Here is a 24,057-nt window from a genome sequence, read left to right as displayed (position 1 = left end):
CAGCCGCGGGCACCACACCCCCACACCCCCGTAAGCGCCCCACAGCCGCCCATACGCCCGGCCGCCGCCCACTCGGCCTCTCCCGACCGGCGTGACCCGAGCGGAGCGCATACGCTCGGCACATGTCAGAGGTGTACGCGGCCCGCCGAACCCGCCTACGCGAACGCTGCACCGCGGGCGGCAGCGCGGCGGCGCTGGTCTCCCGCCCCGCCAACGTGCGCTATCTCGCGGGCGCCGCCCCGCACGGCGCCGTCCTGCTGCTCGGCAGGAGCGACGACCAGGACCTGCTGCTCTGCGTGGAGCCCCTGGAGGACCGCCCCGCTCAGGGCCGCCCCGACGAGGCCCTGCGCGTACGCACCCTCTCCGGCGCCACCGGCGACCCGGCCGTGGCCGCAGCCGGCATGGCCGCGGGCGAGGGCGCCGACTCCCTCGCCGTGGAGGAGCACCACCTGACCGTCACCCGCCACCGTGCGCTCCGCTCCGTCGCCCCGGACCTCCGCTTGACCGACCTCGGCTGCGCGGTCGAACAGCTCCGGGTGGTCAAGGACGAGGAGGAGATCTCCTGCCTGCGCATCGGCGCCGAGATCGCCGACCAGGCCCTGGGCGAGCTGCTGGAATCCATCCTGGTCGGCCGCACCGAGCGGCATCTGGCACTGGAGCTGGAACGCCGCCTGGTCGACCACGGCGCCGACGGCCCCGCCTTCCCGACCTCCGTCGGCACCGGTCCCCATGCCGGACGGCCCGGGCACCGGCCCACCGACCGGCGGGTGGAGGAGGGCGACTTCCTCACCGTCTGCCTCGGCGCGACCTACCGCGGCTACCGCTGCGAGATCGGCCGCACGTTCGTCATCGGCACCTCGCCCGCCGACTGGCAGATCGAACTGTACGACCTGGTCTTCGCCGCCCAGCGGGCCGGCCGGGAGGCCCTCGCCCCCGGCGCGGCCTGCCGCGACGTGGACCGCGCCGCCCGCCAGGTACTGGACAGCGCCGGGTACGCCGAGCACCTTCCGGCGCTCACCGGTCACGGTGTCGGACTGGAAATCGACGAGGACCCTCAGTTGGCCCCGTCGGCCATGGGTAAACTGGACGCTTGCGTGCCGGTCACCGTCGAACCGGGGGTCCACCTCCCTGGCCGGGGTGGTGTCCGGATCGATGACACGCTCGTCGTACGCCCCGAGGCGGACGGCGGACCCGAGCTACTCACCATCACGACCAAGGAGCTGCTCGCGCTCTAGCCCTCGCGCTGTGCGCCGTGCCTGCCCCGGGGTCGTCCACGTCAGTCCAGTCCAGGAGATTCCTCAACCGTGGCTTCCACGAACGACCTCAAGAACGGCATGGTGCTCAAGCTCGAAGGCGGCCAGCTCTGGTCCGTCGTCGAGTTCCAGCACGTCAAGCCCGGCAAGGGCCCGGCCTTCGTGCGCACCAAGCTCAAGAACGTGCTCTCCGGCAAGGTCGTCGACAAGACCTTCAACGCCGGCGTCAAGGTCGAAACGGCCACCGTCGACAAGCGCGACATGCAGTTCTCCTACATGGACGGCGACTACTTCGTCTTCATGGACATGGAGACCTACGACCAGCTGCACATCGACCGCAAGGTCGTCGGCGACGCCGCCAACTTCCTGGTCGAGGGCTTCGAGGCCACCGTCGCGCAGCACGAGGGCGAGGTGCTCTTCGTCGAGCTGCCCGCCGCCGTCGAGCTGACCATCCAGGAGACCGAGCCGGGCGTCCAGGGCGACCGCTCCACCGGCGGCACCAAGCCCGCCACCCTGGAGACCGGCCACCAGATCCAGGTCCCGCTCTTCATCACCACCGGTGAGAAGATCAAGGTCGACACCCGTACGAGCGACTACCTCGGCCGGGTGAACAGCTAACCGTGGCTGCCCGCAACACGGCCCGCAAACGCGCCTTCCAGATCCTCTTCGAGGGCGACCAGCGCGGCGCCGACGTCCTGACGGTCCTCGCGGACTGGATCCGGCACTCCCGGACCGACACCCGGCAGCCGCCGGTGAGCGAGTACACGATGCAGCTGGTCGAGGGGTACGGGGCGCACGCGACCCGCATCGACGAGCTGATCGCCCAGTACTCCGTCGGCTGGACGCTCGACCGTATGCCGGTCGTCGACCGCAACATCCTGCGCCTCGGCGTCTACGAGCTGATCTGGGTCGACGAGACGCCGGACGCCGTCGTGCTCGACGAGATGGTGCAGCTGGCCAAGGAGTTCTCCACGGACGAGTCGCCCTCGTTCGTCAACGGACTGCTCGGCCGGCTGAAGGACCTCAAGCCGTCGCTCCGCAGGGACGAGGTCTGAGGGACGCCGGAAGGCACAGGCGCACGACACACAGACGCCCGAGGGCCCGCAGCGCGCTCGCTGCGGGCCCTCGGGCGTTCTCGTCCGTCCCCGGCGGGGGACGGCGGCACGTTTCTGCTGAGGCCGGTGGGACGATCAGGCCTCTTCGTGGGACGCCACCGCGCGGCGTGCGTCCGCGTCGAGCACGCCCCAGCTGATCAGCTGCTCGGTCAGGACCGAGGGCGACTGGTCGTAGATGACGGCGAGCGTGCGCAGGTCGTCCTGGCGGATCGAGAGCACCTTGCCGTTGTAGTCACCGCGCTGCGACTGGATCGTGGCCGCGTAGCGCTGGAGGGGGCCCGCCTTCTCGGCCGGCACCGTGGCCAGCCGCTCCAGGTCCAGGACCAGCTTCGGCGGCGGCTCGGCGGCGCCGCCGGGGGTGGTGCCCGGAAGGAGCTCCTGCACGGGAACGCCGTAGAAATCCGCCAGCTCGGCGAGGCGCTGCACGGTCACCGCGCGGTCGCCGCGCTCGTACGAACCGACCACCACGGCCTTCCAGCGTCCCTGGGACTTCTCCTCGACACCGTGGAGGGAAAGGCCCTGCTGGGTGCGGATCGCCCGGAGCTTGGCCCCGAGCTGTTTGGCGTATTCGCTGGACATATGGCTCCCCGGACACTGGATCGACGCGACTGGCTGGGACCATGCCGCGCGGTTGGTAACTCACTGTGAGGTTACGCAGCGTTACTCTCCTGCGTCAAGCCGAATGGTCCGCACCGACGCTTCCGTGGTATCCGCACGCGGTTCCGCCAGGGGAGTGATACGCGTGCGCCGAACGGGTGACGGGGGCGCGGCGGGGTGCGTCACCGGCACCTGCTACGGTGGGTGGTGCAATTCCGACGTCCTTTAAGGTCCGTCCCGTGAGGCGGAGAAGGAGGTCCGTTTCGTATGGACAAGCAGGACACGCAGTCCGATGCTAGGCCCGTTCTCGAAGGCCCTGACATCGCGCGGGTACTGACCCGCATCGCCCACGAGATCGTCGAGCGTGCCAAGGGCGCCGACGACGTGGTGCTCCTCGGCATCCCGACCCGGGGCGTCTTCCTCGCCCGCCGGCTCGCCGCCAAACTGGAACAGATCACCGAGCGCAAGGTGCCCGTCGGCTCGCTCGACATCACCATGTACCGCGACGACCTGCGCATGCACCCGCCGCGCGCGCTCGCCCGCACCGAGATCCCCGGTGACGGCATCGACGGCCGCCTGGTCGTCCTCGTCGACGACGTCCTGTTCTCCGGCCGCACCATCCGGGCCGCCCTCGACGCCCTGAACGACATCGGACGCCCCCGCGCGGTGCAGCTCGCGGTCCTCGTCGACCGCGGCCACCGCGAACTGCCCATCCGCGCCGACTACGTCGGCAAGAACCTCCCCACGTCGCTGCGGGAGACGGTCAGGGTGCAGCTCGCCGAGGAGGACGGTCGCGACACCGTGCTGCTCGGCGCCAAGCCGGCCGCCGCGGGCGCGCAGCAGTAGGGCACGCACGGGACGTACCCCGCCACGGGGCGCACCCCACCGCCGTACGTCTGCCTCGCATGCCCCCGCATGCCCGAATCCTCCTGAATGAACTGCCTTACGGAGCCTGACAGATGCAGCGTCATCTCATCTCGGCCGCCGACCTCACCCGCGACGACGCCGTCCTGATCCTCGACACCGCCGAGGAGATGGCCCGGGTCGCCGACCGGCCGATCAAGAAGCTGCCGACCCTGCGCGGCCGCACCGTCGTCAACCTCTTCTTCGAGGACTCCACGCGGACCCGGATCTCCTTCGAGGCCGCCGAGAAGCGCCTCTCCGCCGACGTCATCAACTTCACCGCCAAGGGCTCCAGCGTCTCCAAGGGCGAGTCCCTGAAGGACACCGCGCAGACCCTGGAGGCCATGGGCGTCGACGCCGTGGTGATCCGGCACGGCGCCTCCGGCGCCCCCTACCGGCTGGCCACCTCCGGCTGGATCGACGCCCACGTCATCAACGCCGGCGACGGCACCCACCAGCACCCCACCCAGGCCCTGCTGGACGCCTTCACCATGCGCCGCCGGCTGATCGGCCCGGACGCCGGTCTCGGCAAGGACCTCGACGGCCGGCGCATCACGATCGTCGGCGACGTCCTGCACAGCCGGGTCGCCCGCTCCAACGTCGACCTGCTCCACACCCTCGGCGCCGAGGTCACCCTCGTCGCCCCGCCGACCCTGCTGCCGGTCGGCGTCGGGACCTGGCCCTGCGAGGTCTCCTACGACCTCGACTCCACGCTCACCAAGTCCGACGCGGTGATGATGCTCCGCGTCCAGCGGGAGCGGATGAACGCCGCGTTCTTCCCGACCGAGCGCGAGTACTCCCGCCGCTACGGCCTGGACGGCGACCGCATGGCGCGGATGCCCGAGCACGCCGTCGTGATGCACCCCGGCCCGATGGTGCGCGGCATGGAGATCACCGCCGAGGTCGCCGACTCCGACCGCTGCACCGTCGTCGAGCAGGTCACCAACGGCGTCTCCATCCGGATGGCCGTCCTGTACCTGCTGCTCGGCGGCAACGAGCCCGCCCAGACCCGCACTGAGGAGAAGTAAGACAGATGAGCAAGACCCTGATCCGCGGTGCCAAGGTGCTCGGCGGCGAGCCGCAGGACGTGCTGATCGACGGCTCGGTCATCGAGGCCGTCGGCCCGGGCCTGTCCGCCGAGGGCGCCGAGGTCGTCGAGGCCGACGGCAAGGTGCTGCTGCCCGGCCTGGTCGACCTGCACACCCATCTGCGCGAGCCCGGCCGCGAGGACTCCGAGACCGTGCTGACCGGCACCCGCGCTGCGGCCACCGGTGGCTACACCACCGTGTTCGCCATGGCCAACACCTTCCCCGTCGCCGACACCGCCGGTGTGGTCGAGCAGGTCTGGCGGCTCGGCAAGGAGTCCGGCTACTGCGACGTCCAGCCCATCGGCGCCGTCACCGTCGGCCTGGAGGGCGCCAAGCTCGCCGAGCTGGGCGCCATGCACGAGTCCGCGGCCGGCGTCACCGTCTTCTCCGACGACGGCAAGTGCGTGCACGACGCGGTGATCATGCGCCGGGCGCTGGAGTACGTGAAGGCCTTCGGCGGCGTGATCGCCCAGCACGCGCAGGAGCCGCGGCTGACCGAGGGCGCCCAGATGAACGAGGGCGTCGTCTCCGCCGAGCTGGGGCTCGGGGGCTGGCCGGCCGTCGCCGAGGAGTCGGTCATCGCCCGGGACGTGCTCCTCGCCGAGCACGTCGGCTCCCGCGTCCACATCTGCCACCTCTCGACCGCCGGCAGCGTCGAGATCGTCCGCTGGGCCAAGTCCCGCGGCATCCAGGTCACCGCCGAGGTCACCCCGCACCACCTGCTGCTCACCGACGAGCTGGTGCGCACCTACAACCCGGTCTACAAGGTCAACCCGCCGCTGCGCACCGAGCGCGACGTGATGGCGCTGCGCGAGGCGCTCGCCGACGGCACGATCGACATCGTCGCCACCGACCACGCCCCGCACCCGCAGGAGGACAAGGACTGCGAGTGGGCCGCCGCCGCCATGGGCATGGTCGGCCTGGAGACCGCGCTGTCGGTGGTCCAGGAGACCATGGTGGACACGGGCCTGCTGGACTGGGCCGGCGTCGCCGACCGGATGTCCGCGAGGCCCGCGCAGATCGGACAGGCCACCGGCCAGGGCCGTCCCGTCTCGGCAGGTGAGCCCGCCAACCTCACCCTCGTCGACACGGCATACCGTGGCCGGGTGGACCCCGCGGGCTTCGCCTCGCGCAGCCGCAACACGCCCTACGAGGGCCGCGAGCTGCCGGGCCGTGTGACGCACACGTGGCTGCGGGGCAAGGCCACGCTCGTCGACGGGAAGCTCACGTGACACCTGTAATCCTGCTGGCCGCCGAGAAGGAATCGGCGCAAGTGACCGACTGGGCCGCCCGCATCGGCTGGGTCGTCGGCCTCGGCCTGTTCGTCGCGCTCGTCTACTGGCTGATGCGCGAGGGCTGGAAGTGGCGCGGCACCCTCCAGGGCGACCTGCCCGAGCTGCCCAGCGCGCCGGACGCCCCCGGCCCGGCGAAACTGAGCATGAGCGGCCGCTACCACGGCTCCACCACCGCCGGGCAGTGGCTGGACCGCATCGTGGCGCACGGCCTGGGCACCCGCAGCCGGGCCGAGCTGACGCTGACGGACGCGGGAGTGGACGTCGTACGCCCCGGCGCGCACGACTTCTTCATCCCCCTCACCGCGCTGCGCGAGGCCCGGCTCGACAAGGGCATCGCCGGCAAGGTCCTCACCGAGGGCGGCCTGCTGGTGCTGACCTGGGAACACGGCGACAAACTGATCGACTCCGGATTCCGCTCCGACCACGCGGCCGAGCACACCGAGTGGGTCGACACCCTGAACGACATGATCAACAAGACGGAAACGGAAGGCGCACGATGACGACCTCCACCAGGGGAGCCAAAACTCCCGCCGTACTCGTCCTGGAGGACGGCCGGATCTTCCGCGGCCGTGCCTACGGGGCCGTGGGGGCCACCTTCGGCGAAGCCGTGTTCTCCACGGGCATGACCGGCTACCAGGAGACCCTCACCGACCCGTCGTACCACCGGCAGGTCGTCGTGATGACCGCCCCGCACATCGGGAACACCGGCGTCAACGACGAGGACATGGAGTCCAGGAGGATCTGGGTCTCCGGCTACGTCGTGCGCGACCCCGCGCGCGTCCCCTCCAGCTGGCGCTCGCGGCGCACCCTCGACGAGGAGCTGGCCGCCCAGGGCGTCGTCGGCATCTCCGGCGTCGACACCCGCGCCCTCACCCGGCACCTGCGCGAGCGCGGCGCCATGCGGGTCGGCATCTTCTCCGGCAACGCGCTGCCCGACGAGGGCACCATGCTCGCCGAGGTCCGCCAGGCCCCCGAGATGACCGGCGCCGACCTCTCCGCCGAGGTCGCCACCACCGAGCCGTACGTCGTGCCCGCGATCGGCGAGAAGAAGTTCACCGTCGCCGCCGTCGACCTCGGCATCAAGGGCATGACCCCGCACCGCATGGCCGAGCGCGGTATCGAGGTGCACGTCCTGCCGGCGACCGCGACCGTCGAGGACGTCTACGCCGTCAACCCGGACGGTGTCTTCTTCTCCAATGGCCCGGGCGACCCGTCCACCGCCGACCACCCGGTCTCCGTGATGCGGGCCGTGCTGGAGCGGGGCACCCCGCTGTTCGGCATCTGCTTCGGCAACCAGATCCTCGGCCGCGCCCTCGGCTTCGGCACCTTCAAGCTGAAGTACGGCCACCGCGGCATCAACCAGCCGGTGCAGGACCGTACGACCGGCAAGGTCGAGGTCACCGCGCACAACCACGGCTTCGCCGTCGACGCCCCGCTCGACAAGGTCTCCGAGACCCCCTACGGCCGCGCCGAGGTCTCCCACGTCTGCCTCAACGACAACGTGGTGGAGGGCCTCCGGCTGCTCGACAAGCCGGCCTTCAGCGTCCAGTACCACCCCGAAGCGGCGGCCGGCCCGCACGACGCCGCCTACCTGTTCGACCGCTTCGTCTCCCTGATGGAGGGCCAGCGTGCCTAAGCGCACCGATATCCAGTCCGTCCTGGTCATCGGCTCCGGCCCGATCGTCATCGGCCAGGCCGCCGAGTTCGACTACTCCGGCACCCAGGCGTGCCGCGTGCTCAAGGCCGAGGGCCTGCGCGTCATCCTGGTCAACTCCAACCCGGCGACGATCATGACCGACCCGGAGATCGCCGACGCGACCTACGTCGAGCCGATCACCCCCGAGTTCGTCGAGAAGATCATCGCCAAGGAGCGTCCCGACGCCCTGCTGCCCACCCTGGGCGGCCAGACGGCCCTGAACACCGCGATCTCCCTGCACGACAACGGCGTCCTGGACAAGTACGGCGTCGAGCTGATCGGCGCCAATGTCGAGGCCATCCACAAGGGCGAGGACCGCGACCAGTTCAAGGAGGTCGTGGAGGAGGTCCGCAAGAAGATCGGGCACGGCGAGTCCGCCCGCTCCTACATCTGCCACTCCATGGACGACGTCCTCAAGGGCGTCGAGGAACTCGGCGGCTACCCGGTCGTCGTGCGCCCCTCCTTCACCATGGGCGGCGCCGGCTCCGGCTTCGCCCACGACGAGGAGGAGCTGCGCCGCATCGCCGGGCAGGGCCTCACCCTCTCGCCGACCACCGAGGTGCTCCTGGAGGAGTCCATCCTCGGCTGGAAGGAGTACGAGCTGGAGCTGATGCGCGACAAGCACGACAACGTCGTGGTCGTCTGCTCCATCGAGAACTTCGACCCCATGGGCGTGCACACCGGCGACTCGATCACCGTCGCGCCCGCGATGACCCTGACCGACCGCGAGTACCAGATCATGCGGGACATGGGCATCGCCATCATCCGCGAGGTCGGCGTGGACACCGGCGGCTGCAACATCCAGTTCGCGGTGAACCCGGCCGACGGCCGCGTCATCGTGATCGAGATGAACCCGCGCGTGTCGCGTTCGTCCGCCCTGGCCTCCAAGGCGACCGGCTTCCCGATCGCGAAGATCGCCGCCAAGCTGGCCGTCGGCTACACGCTGGACGAGATCCCCAACGACATCACGCAGGAGACCCCGGCCTCCTTCGAGCCGACGCTCGACTACGTGGTCGTCAAGGCGCCGCGGTTCGCGTTCGAGAAGTTCCCGTCGGCGGACTCCACGCTGACGACCACGATGAAGTCCGTCGGCGAGGCCATGGCCATCGGCCGCAACTTCACCGAGGCCTTCCAGAAGGCGCTGCGCTCGCTGGAGAAGAAGGGCAGCCAGTTCACCTTCACCGGCGAGCCCGGCGACAAGAAGGACCTGCTCGAGGCGTCCGTCCGCCCGACCGACGGCCGCATCAACACGCTCATGCAGGCCATCCGCGCGGGTGCCACGCCCGAGGAGGTCTTCGCCTACACGAAGATCGACCCCTGGTTCGTCGACCAGCTCTTCCTCATCAAGGAGATCGCCGACGAGCTGGCCGAGGCGCCCGAGCTGACCCGCGAGCTGCTGGCCGAGGCCAAGCGGCACGGCTTCTCCGACCAGCAGGTCGCCGAGATCCGCGGCCTGCGCGAGGACGTGGTCCGCGAGGTCCGCCACGCGCTCGGCGTCCGCCCGGTCTACAAGACCGTCGACACCTGCGCCGCCGAGTTCGCCGCCAAGACGCCGTACTTCTACTCCTCCTACGACGAGGAGAGCGAGGTCGCGCCGCGCGAGAAGCCCGCGGTGATCATTCTGGGCTCCGGCCCGAACCGCATCGGCCAGGGCATCGAGTTCGACTACTCCTGCGTCCACGCCTCCTTCGCGCTGAGCGACGCCGGGTACGAGACCGTGATGGTCAACTGCAACCCGGAGACGGTCTCCACCGACTACGACACCTCCGACCGGCTGTACTTCGAGCCGCTCACCCTGGAGGACGTCCTGGAGATCGTCCACGCCGAGCAGCAGGCCGGCCCGGTCGCGGGCGTGGTCGTCCAGCTCGGCGGGCAGACCCCGCTGGGCCTGTCGCAGGCGCTGAAGGACAACGGCGTGCCGATCGTCGGCACCTCGCCCGAGGCCATCCACGCCGCCGAGGACCGCGGCGCCTTCGGCCGGGTCCTCAAGGAGGCCGGCCTGCCCGCCCCCAAGCACGGCACCGCCACCACCTTCGCCGAGGCCAAGGCCATCGCCGACGAGATCGGCTACCCGGTCCTCGTCCGGCCCTCCTACGTCCTCGGCGGACGCGGCATGGAGATCGTCTACGACGAGACCCGCCTGGAGGCGTACATCGCCGAGTCGACGGAGATCAGCCCCTCGCGGCCGGTCCTGGTCGACCGGTTCCTCGACGACGCCATCGAGATCGACGTCGACGCGCTCTACGACGGCGAGGAGCTGTACCTCGGCGGCGTCATGGAGCACATCGAGGAGGCCGGCATCCACTCCGGCGACTCGGCGTGCGCGCTGCCCCCGATCACGCTGGGCGGCTTCGACATCAAGCGGCTGCGCGCCTCCACGGAGGCCATCGCGGCGGGCGTCGGCGTCCGCGGCCTGATCAACATCCAGTTCGCGCTGGCCGGCGACATCCTGTACGTCCTGGAGGCCAACCCGCGCGCCTCGCGGACCGTGCCGTTCACCTCCAAGGCGACGGCCGTGCCGCTGGCCAAGGCCGCCGCGCGCATCTCGCTGGGCGCGACCATCGCCGAACTGCGCGCCGAGGGCCTGCTCCCGGCGCAGGGCGACGGCGGCGAGCTGCCGCTGGACGCGCCGATCTCCGTGAAGGAGGCCGTCATGCCGTGGTCCCGCTTCCGGGACATCCACGGCCGCGGCGTCGACACGGTCCTCGGCCCGGAGATGCGCTCCACCGGTGAGGTCATGGGCATCGACTCCGTCTTCGGCACGGCCTACGCCAAGTCGCAGGCGGGCGCCTACGGACCCCTGCCCACCAAGGGACGGGCGTTCATCTCGGTCGCCAACCGCGACAAGCGCTCGATGATCTTCCCGGCCCGTGAGCTGGTCGCCCACGGCTTCGAACTGCTCGCCACCTCCGGCACGGCCGAGGTGCTCAAGCGCAACGGCATCCACGCCACGGTGGTGCGCAAGCAGTCCGAGGGCACCGGCCCGAACGGCGAGAAGACCATCGTCCAGCTCATCCACGACGGTGAGGTCGACCTCATCGTCAACACCCCGTACGGCACCGGCGGCCGCCTCGACGGCTACGACATCCGTACGGCGGCCGTGGCGCGCTCCGTGCCGTGCCTGACCACGGTGCAGGCGCTCGCGGCGGCGGTCCAGGGCATCGACGCCCTCAACCACGGCGACGTGGGGGTGCGCTCCCTCCAGGAACACGCCGAGTTCCTGACCGCGGCCCGCGACTAGCGGCCCAGGAGGGGGACACCGGAAACGGTGTCCCCCTCTTCATGAGCGCCGCTCCCGGAGCGGGGCTCTCGACGAGGCTCCACGAGGACACATGTACAAGATCTTCTTCCGGCTCTGCTTCTCCGGCATGGACCCGGAGCGGGCCCACCACCTCGCCTTCCGCTGGATCCGCCTGGCCGTGCGCATCCCCGTCCTGCGCACCTTCCTGGCGGCCCTGCTCGCCCCGCGCCACAAGGAGCTGCGCACCGAGGCCCTCGGCCTGCGGATGCACGGCCCCTTCGGGCTCGCCGCCGGCTTCGACAAGAACGCCGTCGCCATCGACGGCATGGCGATGCTCGGCTTCGACCACGTCGAGATCGGCACCGTCACCGGGGAGCCCCAGCCCGGCAACCCCAAGAAGCGGCTGTTCCGCCTGGTCCCCGACCGGGCGCTGATCAACCGCATGGGCTTCAACAACGACGGCTCCCTCGCCGTCGCCGCCCGCCTCGCCTCCCGTACGCCCGTCTTCAGGACCGTCGTGGGCGTCAACATCGGCAAGACGAAGGCCGTCCCGGAGGAGGAGGCCGTCGGCGACTACGTGAAGTCCGCCGAGCGGCTGGCGCCCCACGCCGACTACCTGGTCGTCAACGTCTCGTCCCCGAACACCCCCGGCCTGCGCGACCTCCAGGCCACCGAGGCCCTGCGCCCCCTGCTGACCGCCGTGCGCGAGGCCGCCGACCGGGTGGTCACCACGCGACGCGTGCCGCTCCTGGTCAAGATCGCTCCCGACCTCGCCGACGAGGACGTCGACGCGGTCGCGGACCTCGCCGTCGAACTGGGCCTGGACGGCATCATCGCCACCAACACCACCATCGCGCGCGAGGGACTCGGCCTGACCTCCGCGCCCGCGCTGGTCCAGGAGACCGGCGGCCTGTCGGGCGCGCCGCTCAAGGCCCGCTCCCTGGAGGTGCTGCGCCGCCTGTACGCGCGCGTGGGGGACCGGATCACCCTCGTCGGCGTCGGCGGCGTGGAGAGCGCCGAGGACGCCTGGCAGCGCATCCTGGCCGGGGCCACGCTGGTCCAGGGCTACAGCGCGTTCATCTACGAGGGCCCCTTCTGGGCCCGCGCCGTCCACAAGGGCCTCGCCGCGCGACTGCGGCAGAGCCCGTACGCCACCCTCGCCGACGCGGTCGGCGCCGACGTGAGGAAGACGACACATGGCTGAGTCCTTCGGCGCACGGCTGCGCCGTGCCATGGACGAGCGCGGTCCGCTCTGCGTGGGCATCGACCCGCACGCCTCCCTGCTCGCCGACTGGGGCCTGAACGACGACGTGGCGGGCCTGGAGCGGTTCAGCCGCACGGTCGTCGAGGCGATGGCCGACCGGGTCGCCGTCCTGAAGCCCCAGAGCGCCTTCTTCGAGCGCTTCGGCTCCCGCGGCGTCGCCGTCCTGGAGAAGTCGGTTCAGGAGGCGCGGGCGGCCGGCGCACTGGTCGTCATGGACGCCAAGCGCGGCGACATCGGCTCCACCATGGCCGCCTACGCCGAGTCGTTCCTGCACAAGGACGCCCCGCTGTTCTCGGACGCCCTGACCGTCTCGCCGTACCTCGGCTACGGCTCGCTGAAGCCGGCCGTGGAGCTGGCGCGGGAGAACGGCGCCGGGCTGTTCGTGCTGGCGCTGACCTCCAACCCCGAGGGCGGCGAGGTCCAGCACGCCGTCCGGCCGGACGGACGGAGCGTCGGGGCGACGATGCTGGCGCACCTGGCGGCGGAGAACGCGGGGGAGGAGACCCTCGGCTCCTTCGGCGCCGTGGTGGGCGCCACCCTGGGCGACCTGTCCTCGTACGACCTGGCGATCAACGGTCCGCTGCTCGCTCCGGGCATCGGCGCCCAGGGTGCCACCCCGGCGGACCTGCCGCGGGTCTTCGGAGCGGCGGTGCGCGACGTGGTGCCGAACGTCAGCCGGGGCGTGCTGCGGCACGGACCCGACGCCGGGGCGCTGCGCGCGTCCGCGGACCGGTTCGCGGAGGAGATCCGGGCCGCCCTGGTCTCCTCCTGAGTCTGGATACCGTCACAAATCCGAGGCAATATGTCCTAAATGTCCGCCCTGACGGAGGCTGACCAGGACTTTTCCGCTGTTCTCGCTGACTCTGGCGGCCTTGACCGCTAGTCTCCGTCGAGTGGGGGCGCCTCCCACGCCCTCCAGGCAGTGGGGGACAGCGGGCAAGCGTGTTGCTCGTGGCTCCCCAGGTGTGGGGCGACTAGGTTCCTCACCGGTCCGTATCCGACAGTTCGACATCCGAGGTGACGTAGGCGTGGCTCTTCCGCCCCTTACCCCTGAACAGCGCGCAGCCGCGCTCGAAAAGGCCGCCGCGGCTCGCCGGGAGCGGGCCGAGGTCAAGAATCGACTCAAGCACTCCGGCGCCTCCCTCCACGAGGTCATCAAGCAGGGCCAGGAGAACGACGTCATCGGCAAGATGAAGGTCTCCGCCCTCCTTGAGTCCCTGCCGGGCGTGGGCAAGGTCCGCGCCAAGCAGATCATGGAGCGACTCGGCATCTCCGAGAGCCGCCGCGTGCGTGGCCTCGGTTCCAACCAGATCGCTTCCCTGGAGCGTGAGTTCGGCAGCACCGGCAACTGAGTCCGGACCACTCCGGTTCAACTGGAATAATCGCTGCATGAGTGAACGTCCGCGGCTGACCGTGCTCTCCGGCCCCTCGGGGGTCGGCAAGAGCACGGTCGTCGCCCATATGCGCAAGGAACACCCCGAGGTATGGCTCTCGGTGTCGGCGACGACCCGCAGGCCCCGTCCCGGCGAGCAGCACGGAGTCCACTACTTCTTCGTCACCGACGAGGAGATGGACAAGCTGATCGCCAACGGCGAGCTGCTGGAGTGGGCGGAGTTCGCCGGCAACCGCTACGGCACGCCGCGTACGGCCGTACTGGAGCGCCTGGAGAAGGGTGAGCCGGTGCTGCTGGAGATCGACCTCCAGGGCGCGCGGCAGGTCCGCGAGTCCATGCCGGAGGCCCAGCTGGTGTTCCTGGCTCCGCCCTCCTGGGAGGAGCTGGTGCGCAGGCTCACCGGCCGCGGCACCGAGCCGCCGGAGGTGATCGAGCGCCGGCTGGCGGCGGCGAAGACCGAGCTGGCGGCCGAGCCGGAGTTCGACACGACCCTGGTCAACACCTCCGTCCAGGACGTGGCGCGAGAGCTGCTAGCCTTGATGAACGTCCTGTGATCGTCGCCGGTCCCCGAGACCGGCGGCCGGCCGTCCGGACTGATTCTTTCCCATCCATCGGAAGGTAGAGCGTGTCCTCTTCCATCTCCGCGCCCGAGGGCATCATCAACCCGCCGATCGACGAGCTCCTCGAGGCCACCGACTCGAAGTACAGCCTCGTGATCTACGCGGCCAAGCGGGCCCGCCAGATCAACGCGTACTACTCGCAGCTCGGCGAGGGCCTCCTCGAGTACGTCGGTCCCCTCGTCGACACCCACGTCCACGAGAAGCCGCTCTCGATCGCGCTCCGCGAGATCAACGCGGGACTGCTGACGTCCGAGGCCGTCGAAGGCCCCGCGCAGTAGTATTTTCAGCCTCACGCTGACTTTTCCACAGGCCTGGCAGCCCTTCTGCCAGGCCTGTGGTGTGTGATGGGGGTGTACGTTTTCCGAGGTCCGGGGAGAGACGGTGGACAAGCCGAAGGTCGTTCTGGGGGTCAGCGGCGGCATCGCCGCGTACAAGGCCTGTGAGCTGCTGCGCAGATTCACGGAGTCCGGACACGACGTCCGGGTCGTGCCCACCGCCTCCGCGCTCCACTTCGTCGGCGCCCCGACCTGGTCCGCCCTGTCCGGCAACCCGGTCTCGACCGAGGTGTGGGACGACGTCCACGAGGTCCCGCACGTCCGCATCGGCCAGCACGCCGACCTGGTCGTGGTCGCCCCGGCCACGGCCGACCTGCTCGCCAAGGCCGCCCACGGCCTCGCCGACGACCTGCTGACCAACACCCTGCTCACCGCCCGCTGCCCCGTGGTCTTCGCGCCCGCCATGCACACCGAGATGTGGGAGCACCCCGCCACCCAGGACAACGTGGCGACGCTGCGCCGCCGGGGCGCCGTCGTCGTCGAACCCGCCGTCGGCCGCCTCACCGGCGTCGACACCGGCAAGGGCCGGCTGCCCGACCCCGCCGAGATCTTCGAGGCCTGCCGGCGGGTGCTGGCCCGCGGCCAGGCCGGGCCGGACCTGGCCGGGCGGCACGTCGTCGTCAGCGCCGGAGGCACCCGCGAGCCCCTCGACCCCGTCCGCTTCCTCGGCAACCGCTCCTCCGGCAAGCAGGGCTACGCCCTCGCCCGCACCGCCGCCGCCCGGGGTGCCCGCGTCACCCTGGTCGCGGCCAACACCTCGCTGCCGGACCCGGCCGGCGTGGACGTGGTGCCGGTGGGCACCGCCGTGGAGCTCCGCGAGGCCGTGCTGCGGGCCGCGGCGGACGCGGACGCGGTCGTCATGGCCGCCGCGGTCGCGGACTTCCGCCCGGCCGTCTACGCCTCCGGGAAGATCAAGAAGAAGGACGACCGGGAGCCCGAGCCCATCACCCTGGTCCGCAACCCGGACATCCTCGCGGAGATCTCCGCCGGCCGCGCCCGCCCCGGGCAGGTCGTCGTCGGGTTCGCCGCCGAGACGGACGACGTCCTGGCCAACGGCCGGGCGAAACTCAAGCGCAAGGGCTGCGACCTCCTCGTGGTGAACGAGGTGGGCGAGAGCAAGACCTTCGGCGCCGAGGAGAACGAGGCCGTGGTGCTCGGCGCCGACGGCAGCGAGACCCCCGTCCCGCACGGCCCCAAGGAGGCCCTCGCCGACACCGTCTGGGACCTCGTGGCGGACCGGCTGGGCTGACCGCCCGCCTGCCGGGCCGCCGCCGATCCGTACCTGACACATTCGAGCGTGGCGCCCCTGGCCAAGGGCGCTCGCGTTGGGCAGAATGCCCGTGCCGCAGGTCACAGCGTTCCCGAGAGGCGAGACGGGTGGGGCCACGGCCGAATGCGACCGATAAACTGTCCCAGGACGCGCCGGGTGCAGCTCCCCGCGCCGTCCGCCAATGATCAGCCAGCAGCCGCTGCAACCCCAGGGAGCGTTGTGTCCCGTCGCCTGTTCACCTCGGAGTCCGTGACCGAAGGTCACCCCGACAAGATCGCTGACCAGATCAGCGACACCATCCTCGACGCGCTTCTGCGGGAGGACCCGACCTCCCGGGTCGCGGTCGAGACCCTGATCACCACCGGTCTGGTGCACGTGGCCGGCGAGGTCACCACCAAGGCCTACGCGGACATCGCGACCCTGGTCCGCGGCAAGGTCCTGGAGATCGGCTACGACTCCTCCAAGAAGGGCTTCGACGGCGCCTCCTGCGGCGTGTCCGTCTCCATCGGCGCACAGTCCCCGGACATCGCGCAGGGCGTCGACACCGCCTACGAGACCCGCGTCGAGGGCGACGAGGACGAGCTGGACCGGCAGGGCGCCGGCGACCAGGGCCTGATGTTCGGCTACGCGTCCGACGAGACGCCGACGCTGATGCCGCTGCCGATCTTCCTCGCGCACCGGCTGTCCAAGCGCCTGTCCGACGTGCGCAAGAACGGCACGATCCCCTACCTGCGCCCGGACGGAAAGACCCAGGTCACCATCGAGTACGACGGCGACAAGGCCGTCCGCCTCGACACCGTGGTGGTCTCCTCCCAGCACGCGTCCGACATCGACCTGGACTCGCTGCTGGCGCCCGACATCCGCGAGTTCGTCGTGGAGCCGGAGCTGAAGGCGCTGCTGGACGACGGCATCAAGCTGGACACCGAGAACTACCGGCTGCTCGTCAACCCCACCGGCCGCTTCGAGATCGGCGGCCCGATGGGCGACGCGGGCCTCACCGGCCGCAAGATCATCATCGACACCTACGGCGGCATGGCCCGCCACGGCGGCGGCGCCTTCTCCGGCAAGGACCCGTCCAAGGTGGACCGCTCGGCCGCGTACGCGATGCGCTGGGTCGCCAAGAACGTCGTCGCCGCGGGTCTGGCCTCCCGCTGCGAGGTCCAGGTGGCGTACGCCATCGGCAAGGCCGAGCCGGTCGGTCTGTTCGTCGAGACGTTCGGCACCGCGAAGGTCGACGTGGAGAAGATCGAGAAGGCGATCGACGAGGTCTTCGACCTGCGCCCGGCCGCGATCATCCGCGATCTCGACCTGCTCCGCCCGATCTACGCCCAGACCGCCGCGTACGGTCACTTCGGCCGCGAGCTGCCCGACTTCACCTGGGAGCGCACCGACCGCGTGGACGCGCTGCGCCGGGCGGCGGGGCTGTAGTAGCCCGCGAACGGTCGTCCACCGGGGCCCGGCTTCCCTTCGGGGGGCCGGGCCCCGGTGCGTGACGGCGGCCGGACCGGCAGTGGCGCGCGCGGCGCGGGGTCCGGTCCGGCGTGGGTGGGCGCGTGGATCGCCCTGGCGCCGACAGGGTGTGGACCGGCCTGGCTCTATGGGGTGTGATCGGCCCGGCGTCGATGGGGCGGGGATCGGCCCGGGTGGGTGGCGTCCGGGGCGGCCGGACGTGTGCGGTGCCGTGGTCCGAGGCAGGGGGCGTTCCGTCGGTCCGGGGTCGGGGGCGCCGACGGTTGTCAGTGGGTTTTGGTAAGAATGCAGGCGTGAGCAGCGACGACGGGCGGACGGGCGGTGGCGCCGAGGGGGCGCCGCCCGAGCAGCTCGCGCTCATCCGGGAGAGCGTGCGCAAGGCCCCGGTGCCGCGGGCCAAGCCGCGGACCTGGCGGGGCGCCGCCCTCGCCAAGGAGCTGCCCGTCGCCCGGGTCCTGGTCGACAAGGGGGTGCTCCATCTCGACCGGTACTTCGACTACGCGGTGCCCGAGGAACTGGACGCCGACGCCCAGCCGGGCGTGCGGGTGCGGGTGCGGTTCGGGGCCGGGCGGCACCGGGTCAGGGACGGGCGCCGGGAGGGCGGCGGGCTCGTCGACGGCTTCCTGATCGAGCGGCTCGCCGCCTCCGACTACTCCGGTCCGCTCGCCGCGCTGGCCCAGGTCGTCTCGCCGGAGCCCGTGCTCAGCGAGGAACTGCTCGGACTCGCCCGGGCCGTCGCCGACCGGTACGCGGGCAGCCTGGCCGACGTGCTGCAACTGGCGGTTCCGCCGCGCAGCGCCCGCGCCGAGCGGCGCCCCTCGCCCGCCCCGCTGCCGCCCCCGCCGCCCCCGGCGCCGGGCCCCTGGGGCCGGTACGAGCACGGGCCGGCGTTCCTTCAGGCCCTGGCCTCGGGAGGCTCGCCGCGCGCCGTGTGGAACGCGTTGCCCGGCCCGGCCTGGAGCGAGGAACTGGCGCGGGCCGTCGCCGCCACGCTGGCCTCCGGGCGAGGTGCGGTCGTCGTCCTGCCGGACGGGCGGGCGGTGGCCCGGGTCGACGCGGCGCTGACGTCGGTGCTGGGGGAGGGGCGGCACGCGGTGCTCACCGCCGACGCCGGGCCCGAGAAGCGGTACGCGCAGTGGCTCGCGGTCCGGCGGGGCGCGATGCGGGCGGTGATCGGCACCCGTGCCGCCATGTTCGCCCCGGTGCACGACCTCGGCCTGGTCGCGCTGTGGGACGACGGCGACGACAGCCACAGCGAGCAGCACGCGCCGCAGCCGCACGCGCGCGAGGTGCTGCTGCTGCGGGCGGCCCAGGACGGGTGCGGCTTCCTGCTGGGCGGCTTCGGCTGCACGGTGGAGGCCGCCCAGCTCGTGGAGAGCGGCTGGGCCCGGCCGCTGGTCGCCTCCCGGGAGCAGGTGCGGGCCGCGGCGCCGCTGGTCCGTACGGTCGGGGACGCCGATCTGGCCCGGGACGAGGCCGCCCGGGCCGCCCGGCTGCCGACGCTCGCCTGGCAGGCGGTCCGGGACGGGCTGCGGCAGGGTCCGGTGCTGGTGCAGGTCCCCCGGCGCGGCTATGTGCCGCGGATGGCGTGTGCGGCCTGCCGGGCGCCGGCGCGCTGCCGGCACTGTTCCGGTCCGCTGGAGGGGCAGGAGTCCCAGGCGGCGCTGCGGTGCGGGTGGTGCGGACGCGAGGAGGGCGGCTGGCACTGCCCGGAGTGCGGGGCGTTCCGGCTGCGGGCCCAGGTGGTGGGGGCCCGGCGCACCGCGGAGGAGCTGGGCCGGGCCTTCCCCGCCGTGCCGGTGCGCACCTCGGGGCGCGAGCACGTGCTGGACACCGTGCCGGGCACGCCCGCGCTGGTGGTGAGCACGCCGGGCGCCGAACCCGTCGCCGAGGGCGGCTACGCGGCGGCGCTGCTGCTGGACGGCTGGGCCATGCTCGGCCGGCCCGATCTGCGGGCCGGTGAGGACGCCCTGCGGCGCTGGCTCGCGGCCGGTGCGCTGGTCCGGCCGCAGGGGGCCGGGGGGACGGTGGTCGTCGTGGCCGAGCCGACGCTACGGCCGGTGCAGGCGCTGGTGCGGTGGGACCCGGTCGGGCATGCCGTACGGGAGCTGGCCGAGCGGGCCGAGCTGGGGTTCCCGCCGGTGTCGCGGATGGCGGCCGTGTCCGGGCCCGGGGAGGCGGTGGCCGACTTCCTGCGCACGGTGGAGCTGCCCCCTCAGGCCGAGGTGCTGGGGCCGGTGCCGATGCCGGTCACGGCGGCCGGGCGGGCGCGCAGGCCCGGGGCGCCGCCGCCGGGGGAGCACTGGGAGCGGGCACTGGTGCGGGTGCCGCCGGGGCGCGGGGCGGCGCTGGCCGGTGCGCTGAAGGCCGCGCAGGCGGCACGGATGGCGCGTGCGGGGGGCGCGGGACGCGGGGGTGCCGGTGGCGGCGCGGGGGTGCCCGGGTCTTCCCGGGCGACCGGAGCTTCTGGGGCATCCGGAGCGTCGGGGATGTTCGGGGGATCAGGGACGTCCGGGGAGTCGGGCACGTCTCGAGTACCGGGGACGTCCGGAGCGTCGGGGGTGCCGGGTTCGTCTGGGGCGGCTGCGGCTGCGGCTGCGGCTGCGGCTCCGGTGCGGGTGCGGATCGATCCGCCGGACATCGGGTGACGTACGGCTGCCCTCCCGGGGCTGTCCGGGAGGGCAGTGCGGGGTCGGCCGGGTCAGCCGTTGCGCGGGCCGGGGAAGGCCGTGGGGCGTGCCTCGTCGCGCAGGGACGGGCTGCCCGCCGTCGGCTGGGTCGGCATGGAGCGGGCGGCGGGGACCGTCGGGACCGTGGGGACGCCGGTGCCCACGTTGACCGTGCGGGTGCCCGACGGCTCGGCGGGGCGCTCGGCCGTGTCGGCGGTGGCTGCCGCCTGGGCGGCGGCGCGGCGGGCGCCGTAGCGGCGGTGGACGGCCTGCTTGGTGACGCCGAGGGCGGAGCCGACCGCGTCCCACGAGAAGCCGAGCGAGCGGTCGAAGTCCACGGCGGCCGTGACCAGGGTCTCGACGCTGTCCCGCAGCTCCTGGGCGAGGCGGACGGTCGGGGCGGGGGCGCGTCCGTAGACGACGAAGCCCGTGGAGGGGCCGGAGCGGCGGGGGCGGTAGACGTTGCCGAGCTGGGCGGTGAGCGTGCGCAAAGCGTCCACCTGCCGGCGGACCCGCTCGATGTCCCGCACCAGCAGGTGCAGGCTGGCCCGAGCCTGGGCGTCGTGGGTTGCGTGGTCGGCCATGAACAAGCCTCTCGAACCGGCGTTGAAAGGAATCGGGCCGCTGGGGCGGCCCGTTGGTCAACTCTTTCTTGACCAACGCGGGAGGGCTTCGCGGGTCACGGGGTGGGGGCGTGGCGGCATATGCGTACGCCCCCTCGGCCTTCGGCCTCGGGGGGCGGTTCCCCGCCCGCGCACCACCCGTTTCCAGTCGGCCGAGAGGTGGGCGTCTCCCGTGGGGGCGGAGCGCCGTCGGCGGCTTTCCGTCGTCGGGGAGCCTGGGGAGCGGTGGAGTCGTGCGGGGCCACCTCGGCGAGCGAGGGAGGAAGGGGTCGGCGAGGAGGCATTGGGGGTGGGGAGCTGAGTCGGGAGGGGGTGGCGAGGAGGCATTGGGGGTGGGGAGCTGAGTCGGGAGGGATCGGCGAGGAGGCGTTGGGGGTGGGGAGCTGAGTCGAGTGAGCTCGGTGAAGAGTCATCGGCGGCGGGGGAGTTCAGTCGGGAGTCGTGGAGGAGCTTCGGAGGTGGCGGAGGTGGAGGGGCGGGCGAGGAGTCAGGGGGGCGTCTGAGTCGGGAGGGGCCGGCGAGGAGTCAGCGGGAGGGTGGGGGAGCCGGGGCGGGAACGGGCGTCGGGGAGGGGCCGTGGCGTGTCTGTTGTCGGGGGTGCGCACATAGACTGGGGCGTTGCCCCGTCGTTCCCGCTCGAGAGGCTTCTCCTGCCCATGAAGCTCGTCTTCGCCGGTACCCCCGAGGTCGCCGTTCCCTCCCTGGACGCCCTGATCGCCTCCGAGCGGCACGAGGTGGCGGCCGTCGTCACGCGGCCGGACGCGCCCGCCGGACGCGGTCGCCGGCTGGTCACCTCTCCCGTGGCCGAGCGGGCCGAGGAGGCCGGGATCGAGGTGCTGAAGCCGGCGAAGCCGAGGGACCCGGAGTTCCTCGAGCGGCTGCGGGAGATCGGGCCCGACTGCTGTCCCGTCGTCGCGTACGGCGCGCTGCTGCCCCGGGTCGCCCTGGACGTCCCCGCGCACGGCTGGGTCAATCTGCACTTCTCGCTGCTGCCGGCCTGGCGCGGCGCGGCTCCCGTGCAGCACGCCATCATGGCCGGCGACGAGATCACCGGAGCCTCCACCTTCCTCATCGAGGAGGGACTCGACTCCGGCCCCGTCTACGGCACGGTCACCGAGACCGTCCGGCCCACCGACACCAGCGGCGACCTGCTGACCCGGCTCGCCTTCGCCGGCGCCGGGCTGCTCGCCGCGACCATGGACGGCATCGAGGACGGCACCCTGAAGGCCGTACCGCAGCCGGCGGACGGGGTCAGCCTCGCCCCCAAGGTGTCCGTCGAGGACGCGCACGTCGACTGGAACGCCCCGGCACTGCGCGTCGACCGGCTGGTGCGCGGCTGCACCCCGGCACCCGGCGCCTGGACCACCTTCCGCGGTGAGCGGCTCAAGATCGTCCAGGCCGTGGCCGTCCCCGACCGGACCGACCTGGCCCCCGGACAGCTCGCCGCCGGCAAGAACAACGTCTACGTCGGCACCGGCTCGTACGCCGTGGAGCTGCTGTGGGTGCAGGCCCAGGGCAAGAAGCCGATGCGGGCGGCGGACTGGGCCCGCGGGGTGCGGATCGCCGACGGGGAGCAGGTCGGCGGCTGACCCGGCGCGACCTCCCGGTCCGCCCGCGCCCCCGCCGCGCGTACGCTGGTGGGGCACGCCTTCTCACCCTCCGGAGCACCTTTTCGTGAGCGACCAGTCCCGTCGTCCCCGCAAACCCGGCAAGCCCTACCGCCGGCCCCAGAAGGACCCCGTCCGCATCCTCGCCTTCGAGGCGCTGCGGGCCGTGGACGAGCGGGACGCGTACGCCAACCTCGTCCTGCCCCCGCTGCTGCGCAAGGCACGGGAGAAGGAGGGGCCCGAGAAGTTCGACGCGCGGGACGCGGCCCTGGCGACGGAACTGGTGTACGGGACGCTGCGCCGCCAGGGGACCTACGACGCGGTCATCGCGGCCTGCGTGGACCGGCCGCTGCGCGAGGTCGACCCGCCCGTGCTGGACGTGCTCGCCCTCGGCGCCCACCAGTTGCTCGGCACCCGCATCCCGACGCACGCCGCGGTCTCCGCGACCGTCGAGCTGGCCCGCGTCGTCCTCGGCGACGGGCGGGCCAAGTTCGTCAACGCCGTGCTGCGGAAGATCGCCCAGGACGACCTGGACGGATGGCTGGCACGGGTCGCGCCGCCCTACGACGAGGACCCGGAGGACCACCTCGCCGTCGTCCACTCCCACCCGCGCTGGGTCGTCTCCGCCCTGTGGGACTCCCTCGGCGGGGGCCGGGCCGGCATCGAGGCGCTGCTGGCGGCCGACAACGAACGGCCCGAGGTGACGCTGGTCGCCCGGCCCGGCCGGGCCACCACCGGCGAACTCCTCGGCGAGGACGCCGCCGTGCCGGGCCGCTGGTCGCCGTACGCCGTGCGGCTGACCGAGGGCGGCGAGCCCGGCGCCGTAGAGGCGGTGCGCGAGGGCCGCGCCGGTGTGCAGGACGAGGGCAGCCAGCTCGTCGCCGTGGCACTGGCCAACGCCCCGCTGGACGGCCCCGACCGGCTGTGGCTGGACGGGTGCGCCGGCCCCGGCGGCAAGGCCGCGCTGCTCGGTGCCCTGGCCGCCGAGCGGGGTGCCGCCCTGGTCGCCTCCGAGAAGCAGCCGCACCGGGCCGGCCTGGTGGCGAAGGCACTGGCCGGCAACCCCGGGCCCTACCAGGTGATCGCCGCCGACGGCACCCGTCCGGCCTGGCGGGCCGGCGCCTTCGACCGGGTGCTCGTCGACGTGCCCTGCACCGGCCTCGGCGCCCTGCGCCGCCGCCCCGAGGCGCGCTGGCGGCGCCGCCCGGAGGACCTGGACGGCTTCGCCCCCCTGCAGCGCGGCCTGCTGAGCAGCGCCCTGGAGTCCGTCCGGGTCGGCGGCGTGGTCGGCTACGCCACCTGCTCGCCCCACCTCGCGGAGACCCGGGCCGTCGTCGCGGACGTGCTCAAGCAGTACCCCGGCACCGACCTGATCGACGCCCGCCCCCTCCTGCCCGGCGTCGCCGACCTCGGCGAGGGCCCCGACGTCCAGCTCTGGCCCCACCTCCACGGCACCGACGCCATGTACCTGGCCCTGATGCGCCGTACAGCATGACGCCGGACGCCTCTCCGCCCCGGAAGGGGCGCGGGGCCGTGTCCGTATGCGGCTCCGCCGCGTGGGCGCGACCAGCCACAACGTACCCGCACCCGTACGAGTACCGCCCCCACCCGAGACCGA

The 24,057-nt window shown here is 72.5% G+C and carries 20 protein-coding genes and 1 pseudogene; 19 read left to right on the top strand and 2 right to left on the bottom strand.

Going from position 1 to position 24,057, the window contains the following annotated elements; genetic code table 11:
- Window positions 1–122: 122 nt before the first annotated feature.
- From ACZ45Q_RS18490 to nusB, 3 genes are all read left to right on the top strand, one after another.
- Window positions 123–1,235: an aminopeptidase P family protein gene (locus tag ACZ45Q_RS18490; protein ID WP_468262062.1), complete on the top strand. Its 1,113-nt coding sequence runs from the start codon at window positions 123–125 to the stop codon at window positions 1,233–1,235.
- A gap of 69 nt (window positions 1,236–1,304) precedes the next feature.
- Window positions 1,305–1,871, top strand: coding sequence for an elongation factor P (gene efp, locus ACZ45Q_RS18485; RefSeq protein WP_468262059.1), 567 nt, complete (start codon window positions 1,305–1,307; stop codon window positions 1,869–1,871).
- A 2-nt stretch (window positions 1,872–1,873) separates the two neighbouring features.
- Entirely contained in the window at window positions 1,874–2,308 is a 435-nt protein-coding gene (gene nusB / locus ACZ45Q_RS18480) for a transcription antitermination factor NusB (RefSeq protein WP_468262057.1), read from the top strand.
- 135 nt (window positions 2,309–2,443) lie between these two features.
- Here the strand turns inward: nusB and bldD are convergent, their stop codons facing one another.
- Complete coding sequence (gene bldD, locus ACZ45Q_RS18475; RefSeq protein WP_018570201.1) at window positions 2,444–2,947, bottom strand: transcriptional regulator BldD; 504 nt, start codon at window positions 2,945–2,947, stop codon at window positions 2,444–2,446.
- Between the two features lie 285 nt (window positions 2,948–3,232).
- Between bldD and pyrR the strand changes: the two genes are divergently transcribed.
- The 14 genes and pseudogenes from pyrR to ACZ45Q_RS18405 all read left to right on the top strand — a co-directional run.
- Window positions 3,233–3,811 carry a bifunctional pyr operon transcriptional regulator/uracil phosphoribosyltransferase PyrR gene (gene pyrR / locus ACZ45Q_RS18470; RefSeq protein WP_468262054.1) on the top strand — a complete coding sequence of 193 codons (579 nt, stop codon included), beginning with the start codon at window positions 3,233–3,235 and terminating at the stop codon, window positions 3,809–3,811.
- 113 nt (window positions 3,812–3,924) lie between these two features.
- Complete coding sequence (locus tag ACZ45Q_RS18465) at window positions 3,925–4,896, top strand: aspartate carbamoyltransferase catalytic subunit (protein ID WP_468262051.1); 972 nt, start codon at window positions 3,925–3,927, stop codon at window positions 4,894–4,896.
- 5 nt (window positions 4,897–4,901) lie between these two features.
- Entirely contained in the window at window positions 4,902–6,188 is a 1,287-nt protein-coding gene (locus ACZ45Q_RS18460; protein ID WP_468262050.1) for a dihydroorotase, read from the top strand.
- Window positions 6,185–6,751 (top strand): PH-like domain-containing protein, encoded by a 567-nt coding sequence (locus ACZ45Q_RS18455; protein WP_468262047.1) that lies wholly within the window; start codon window positions 6,185–6,187, stop codon window positions 6,749–6,751. Before ACZ45Q_RS18460 ends, ACZ45Q_RS18455 begins: the two co-directional genes overlap by 4 nt.
- Window positions 6,748–7,887, top strand: a complete 1,140-nt coding sequence (gene carA / locus ACZ45Q_RS18450) for a glutamine-hydrolyzing carbamoyl-phosphate synthase small subunit (protein ID WP_468262044.1) — start codon at window positions 6,748–6,750, stop codon at window positions 7,885–7,887. The genes ACZ45Q_RS18455 and carA overlap by 4 nt, the downstream gene beginning before the upstream one ends.
- Complete coding sequence (gene carB / locus ACZ45Q_RS18445) at window positions 7,880–11,188, top strand: carbamoyl-phosphate synthase large subunit (RefSeq protein ID WP_468262041.1); 3,309 nt, start codon at window positions 7,880–7,882, stop codon at window positions 11,186–11,188. Before carA ends, carB begins: the two co-directional genes overlap by 8 nt.
- A gap of 91 nt (window positions 11,189–11,279) precedes the next feature.
- A complete protein-coding gene (locus ACZ45Q_RS18440) occupies window positions 11,280–12,392 on the top strand; it encodes a quinone-dependent dihydroorotate dehydrogenase (protein WP_468262038.1) in 1,113 nt (370 codons plus the stop codon).
- A complete protein-coding gene (gene pyrF / locus ACZ45Q_RS18435) occupies window positions 12,385–13,224 on the top strand; it encodes an orotidine-5'-phosphate decarboxylase (protein ID WP_468262035.1) in 840 nt (279 codons plus the stop codon). Before ACZ45Q_RS18440 ends, pyrF begins: the two co-directional genes overlap by 8 nt.
- Window positions 13,225–13,480: 256 nt before the next feature.
- Window positions 13,481–13,804, top strand: a complete 324-nt coding sequence (locus ACZ45Q_RS18430) for an integration host factor (RefSeq protein WP_190206445.1) — start codon at window positions 13,481–13,483, stop codon at window positions 13,802–13,804.
- 37 nt (window positions 13,805–13,841) lie between these two features.
- Window positions 13,842–14,399 carry a guanylate kinase gene (gene gmk / locus ACZ45Q_RS18425; protein WP_468262030.1) on the top strand — a complete coding sequence of 186 codons (558 nt, stop codon included), beginning with the start codon at window positions 13,842–13,844 and terminating at the stop codon, window positions 14,397–14,399.
- A gap of 71 nt (window positions 14,400–14,470) precedes the next feature.
- The gene (gene rpoZ, locus ACZ45Q_RS18420) at window positions 14,471–14,743 is read left to right on the top strand and encodes a DNA-directed RNA polymerase subunit omega (RefSeq protein ID WP_003988945.1); all 273 of its coding nucleotides are present in this window, start codon (window positions 14,471–14,473) and stop codon (window positions 14,741–14,743) included.
- Between the two features lie 103 nt (window positions 14,744–14,846).
- Window positions 14,847–16,049: a bifunctional phosphopantothenoylcysteine decarboxylase/phosphopantothenate--cysteine ligase CoaBC gene (gene coaBC / locus ACZ45Q_RS18415; protein WP_468262027.1), complete on the top strand. Its 1,203-nt coding sequence runs from the start codon at window positions 14,847–14,849 to the stop codon at window positions 16,047–16,049.
- A gap of 240 nt (window positions 16,050–16,289) precedes the next feature.
- Window positions 16,290–17,498 carry a methionine adenosyltransferase gene (gene metK, locus ACZ45Q_RS18410; RefSeq protein ID WP_468262025.1) on the top strand — a complete coding sequence of 403 codons (1,209 nt, stop codon included), beginning with the start codon at window positions 16,290–16,292 and terminating at the stop codon, window positions 17,496–17,498.
- Window positions 17,499–17,833: 335 nt separating this feature from the next.
- Window positions 17,834–19,942: pseudogene (locus tag ACZ45Q_RS18405) on the top strand (primosomal protein N'); the annotation flags it as partial.
- A gap of 299 nt (window positions 19,943–20,241) precedes the next feature.
- Here the strand turns inward: ACZ45Q_RS18405 and ACZ45Q_RS18400 are convergent.
- A complete protein-coding gene (locus ACZ45Q_RS18400; RefSeq protein WP_468262022.1) occupies window positions 20,242–20,793 on the bottom strand; it encodes a hypothetical protein in 552 nt (183 codons plus the stop codon).
- A 695-nt stretch (window positions 20,794–21,488) separates the two neighbouring features.
- Between ACZ45Q_RS18400 and fmt the strand changes: the two genes are divergently transcribed.
- Together fmt and ACZ45Q_RS18390 are read left to right on the top strand one after the other, a co-directional pair.
- A complete protein-coding gene (fmt, locus tag ACZ45Q_RS18395) occupies window positions 21,489–22,421 on the top strand; it encodes a methionyl-tRNA formyltransferase (protein WP_468262019.1) in 933 nt (310 codons plus the stop codon).
- Window positions 22,422–22,506: 85 nt separating this feature from the next.
- Complete coding sequence (locus tag ACZ45Q_RS18390) at window positions 22,507–23,934, top strand: RsmB/NOP family class I SAM-dependent RNA methyltransferase (RefSeq protein WP_468262017.1); 1,428 nt, start codon at window positions 22,507–22,509, stop codon at window positions 23,932–23,934.
- Window positions 23,935–24,057: the final 123 nt, after the last annotated feature.

The organism is Streptomyces sp. NPDC031049 (genome assembly GCF_055571015.1).
Note: the sequence above shows the minus strand (reverse complement) of the source record. Positions and strands in the feature narration are given on the sequence as shown.

Coding starts and splice junctions, on each gene's coding strand:
- ACZ45Q_RS18490 (WP_468262062.1), top strand. CDS start 123: ATGTCAGAGGTGTACGCGGCCCGCCGAACCCGCCTACGCGAACGCTGC.
- bldD (WP_018570201.1), bottom strand. CDS start 2,947: ATGTCCAGCGAATACGCCAAACAGCTCGGGGCCAAGCTCCGGGCGATC.
- pyrR (WP_468262054.1), top strand. CDS start 3,233: ATGGACAAGCAGGACACGCAGTCCGATGCTAGGCCCGTTCTCGAAGGC.
- ACZ45Q_RS18465 (WP_468262051.1), top strand. CDS start 3,925: ATGCAGCGTCATCTCATCTCGGCCGCCGACCTCACCCGCGACGACGCC.
- ACZ45Q_RS18460 (WP_468262050.1), top strand. CDS start 4,902: ATGAGCAAGACCCTGATCCGCGGTGCCAAGGTGCTCGGCGGCGAGCCG.
- carA (WP_468262044.1), top strand. CDS start 6,748: ATGACGACCTCCACCAGGGGAGCCAAAACTCCCGCCGTACTCGTCCTG.
- ACZ45Q_RS18440 (WP_468262038.1), top strand. CDS start 11,280: ATGTACAAGATCTTCTTCCGGCTCTGCTTCTCCGGCATGGACCCGGAG.
- pyrF (WP_468262035.1), top strand. CDS start 12,385: ATGGCTGAGTCCTTCGGCGCACGGCTGCGCCGTGCCATGGACGAGCGC.
- gmk (WP_468262030.1), top strand. CDS start 13,842: ATGAGTGAACGTCCGCGGCTGACCGTGCTCTCCGGCCCCTCGGGGGTC.
- ACZ45Q_RS18400 (WP_468262022.1), bottom strand. CDS start 20,793: ATGGCCGACCACGCAACCCACGACGCCCAGGCTCGGGCCAGCCTGCAC.
- fmt (WP_468262019.1), top strand. CDS start 21,489: ATGAAGCTCGTCTTCGCCGGTACCCCCGAGGTCGCCGTTCCCTCCCTG.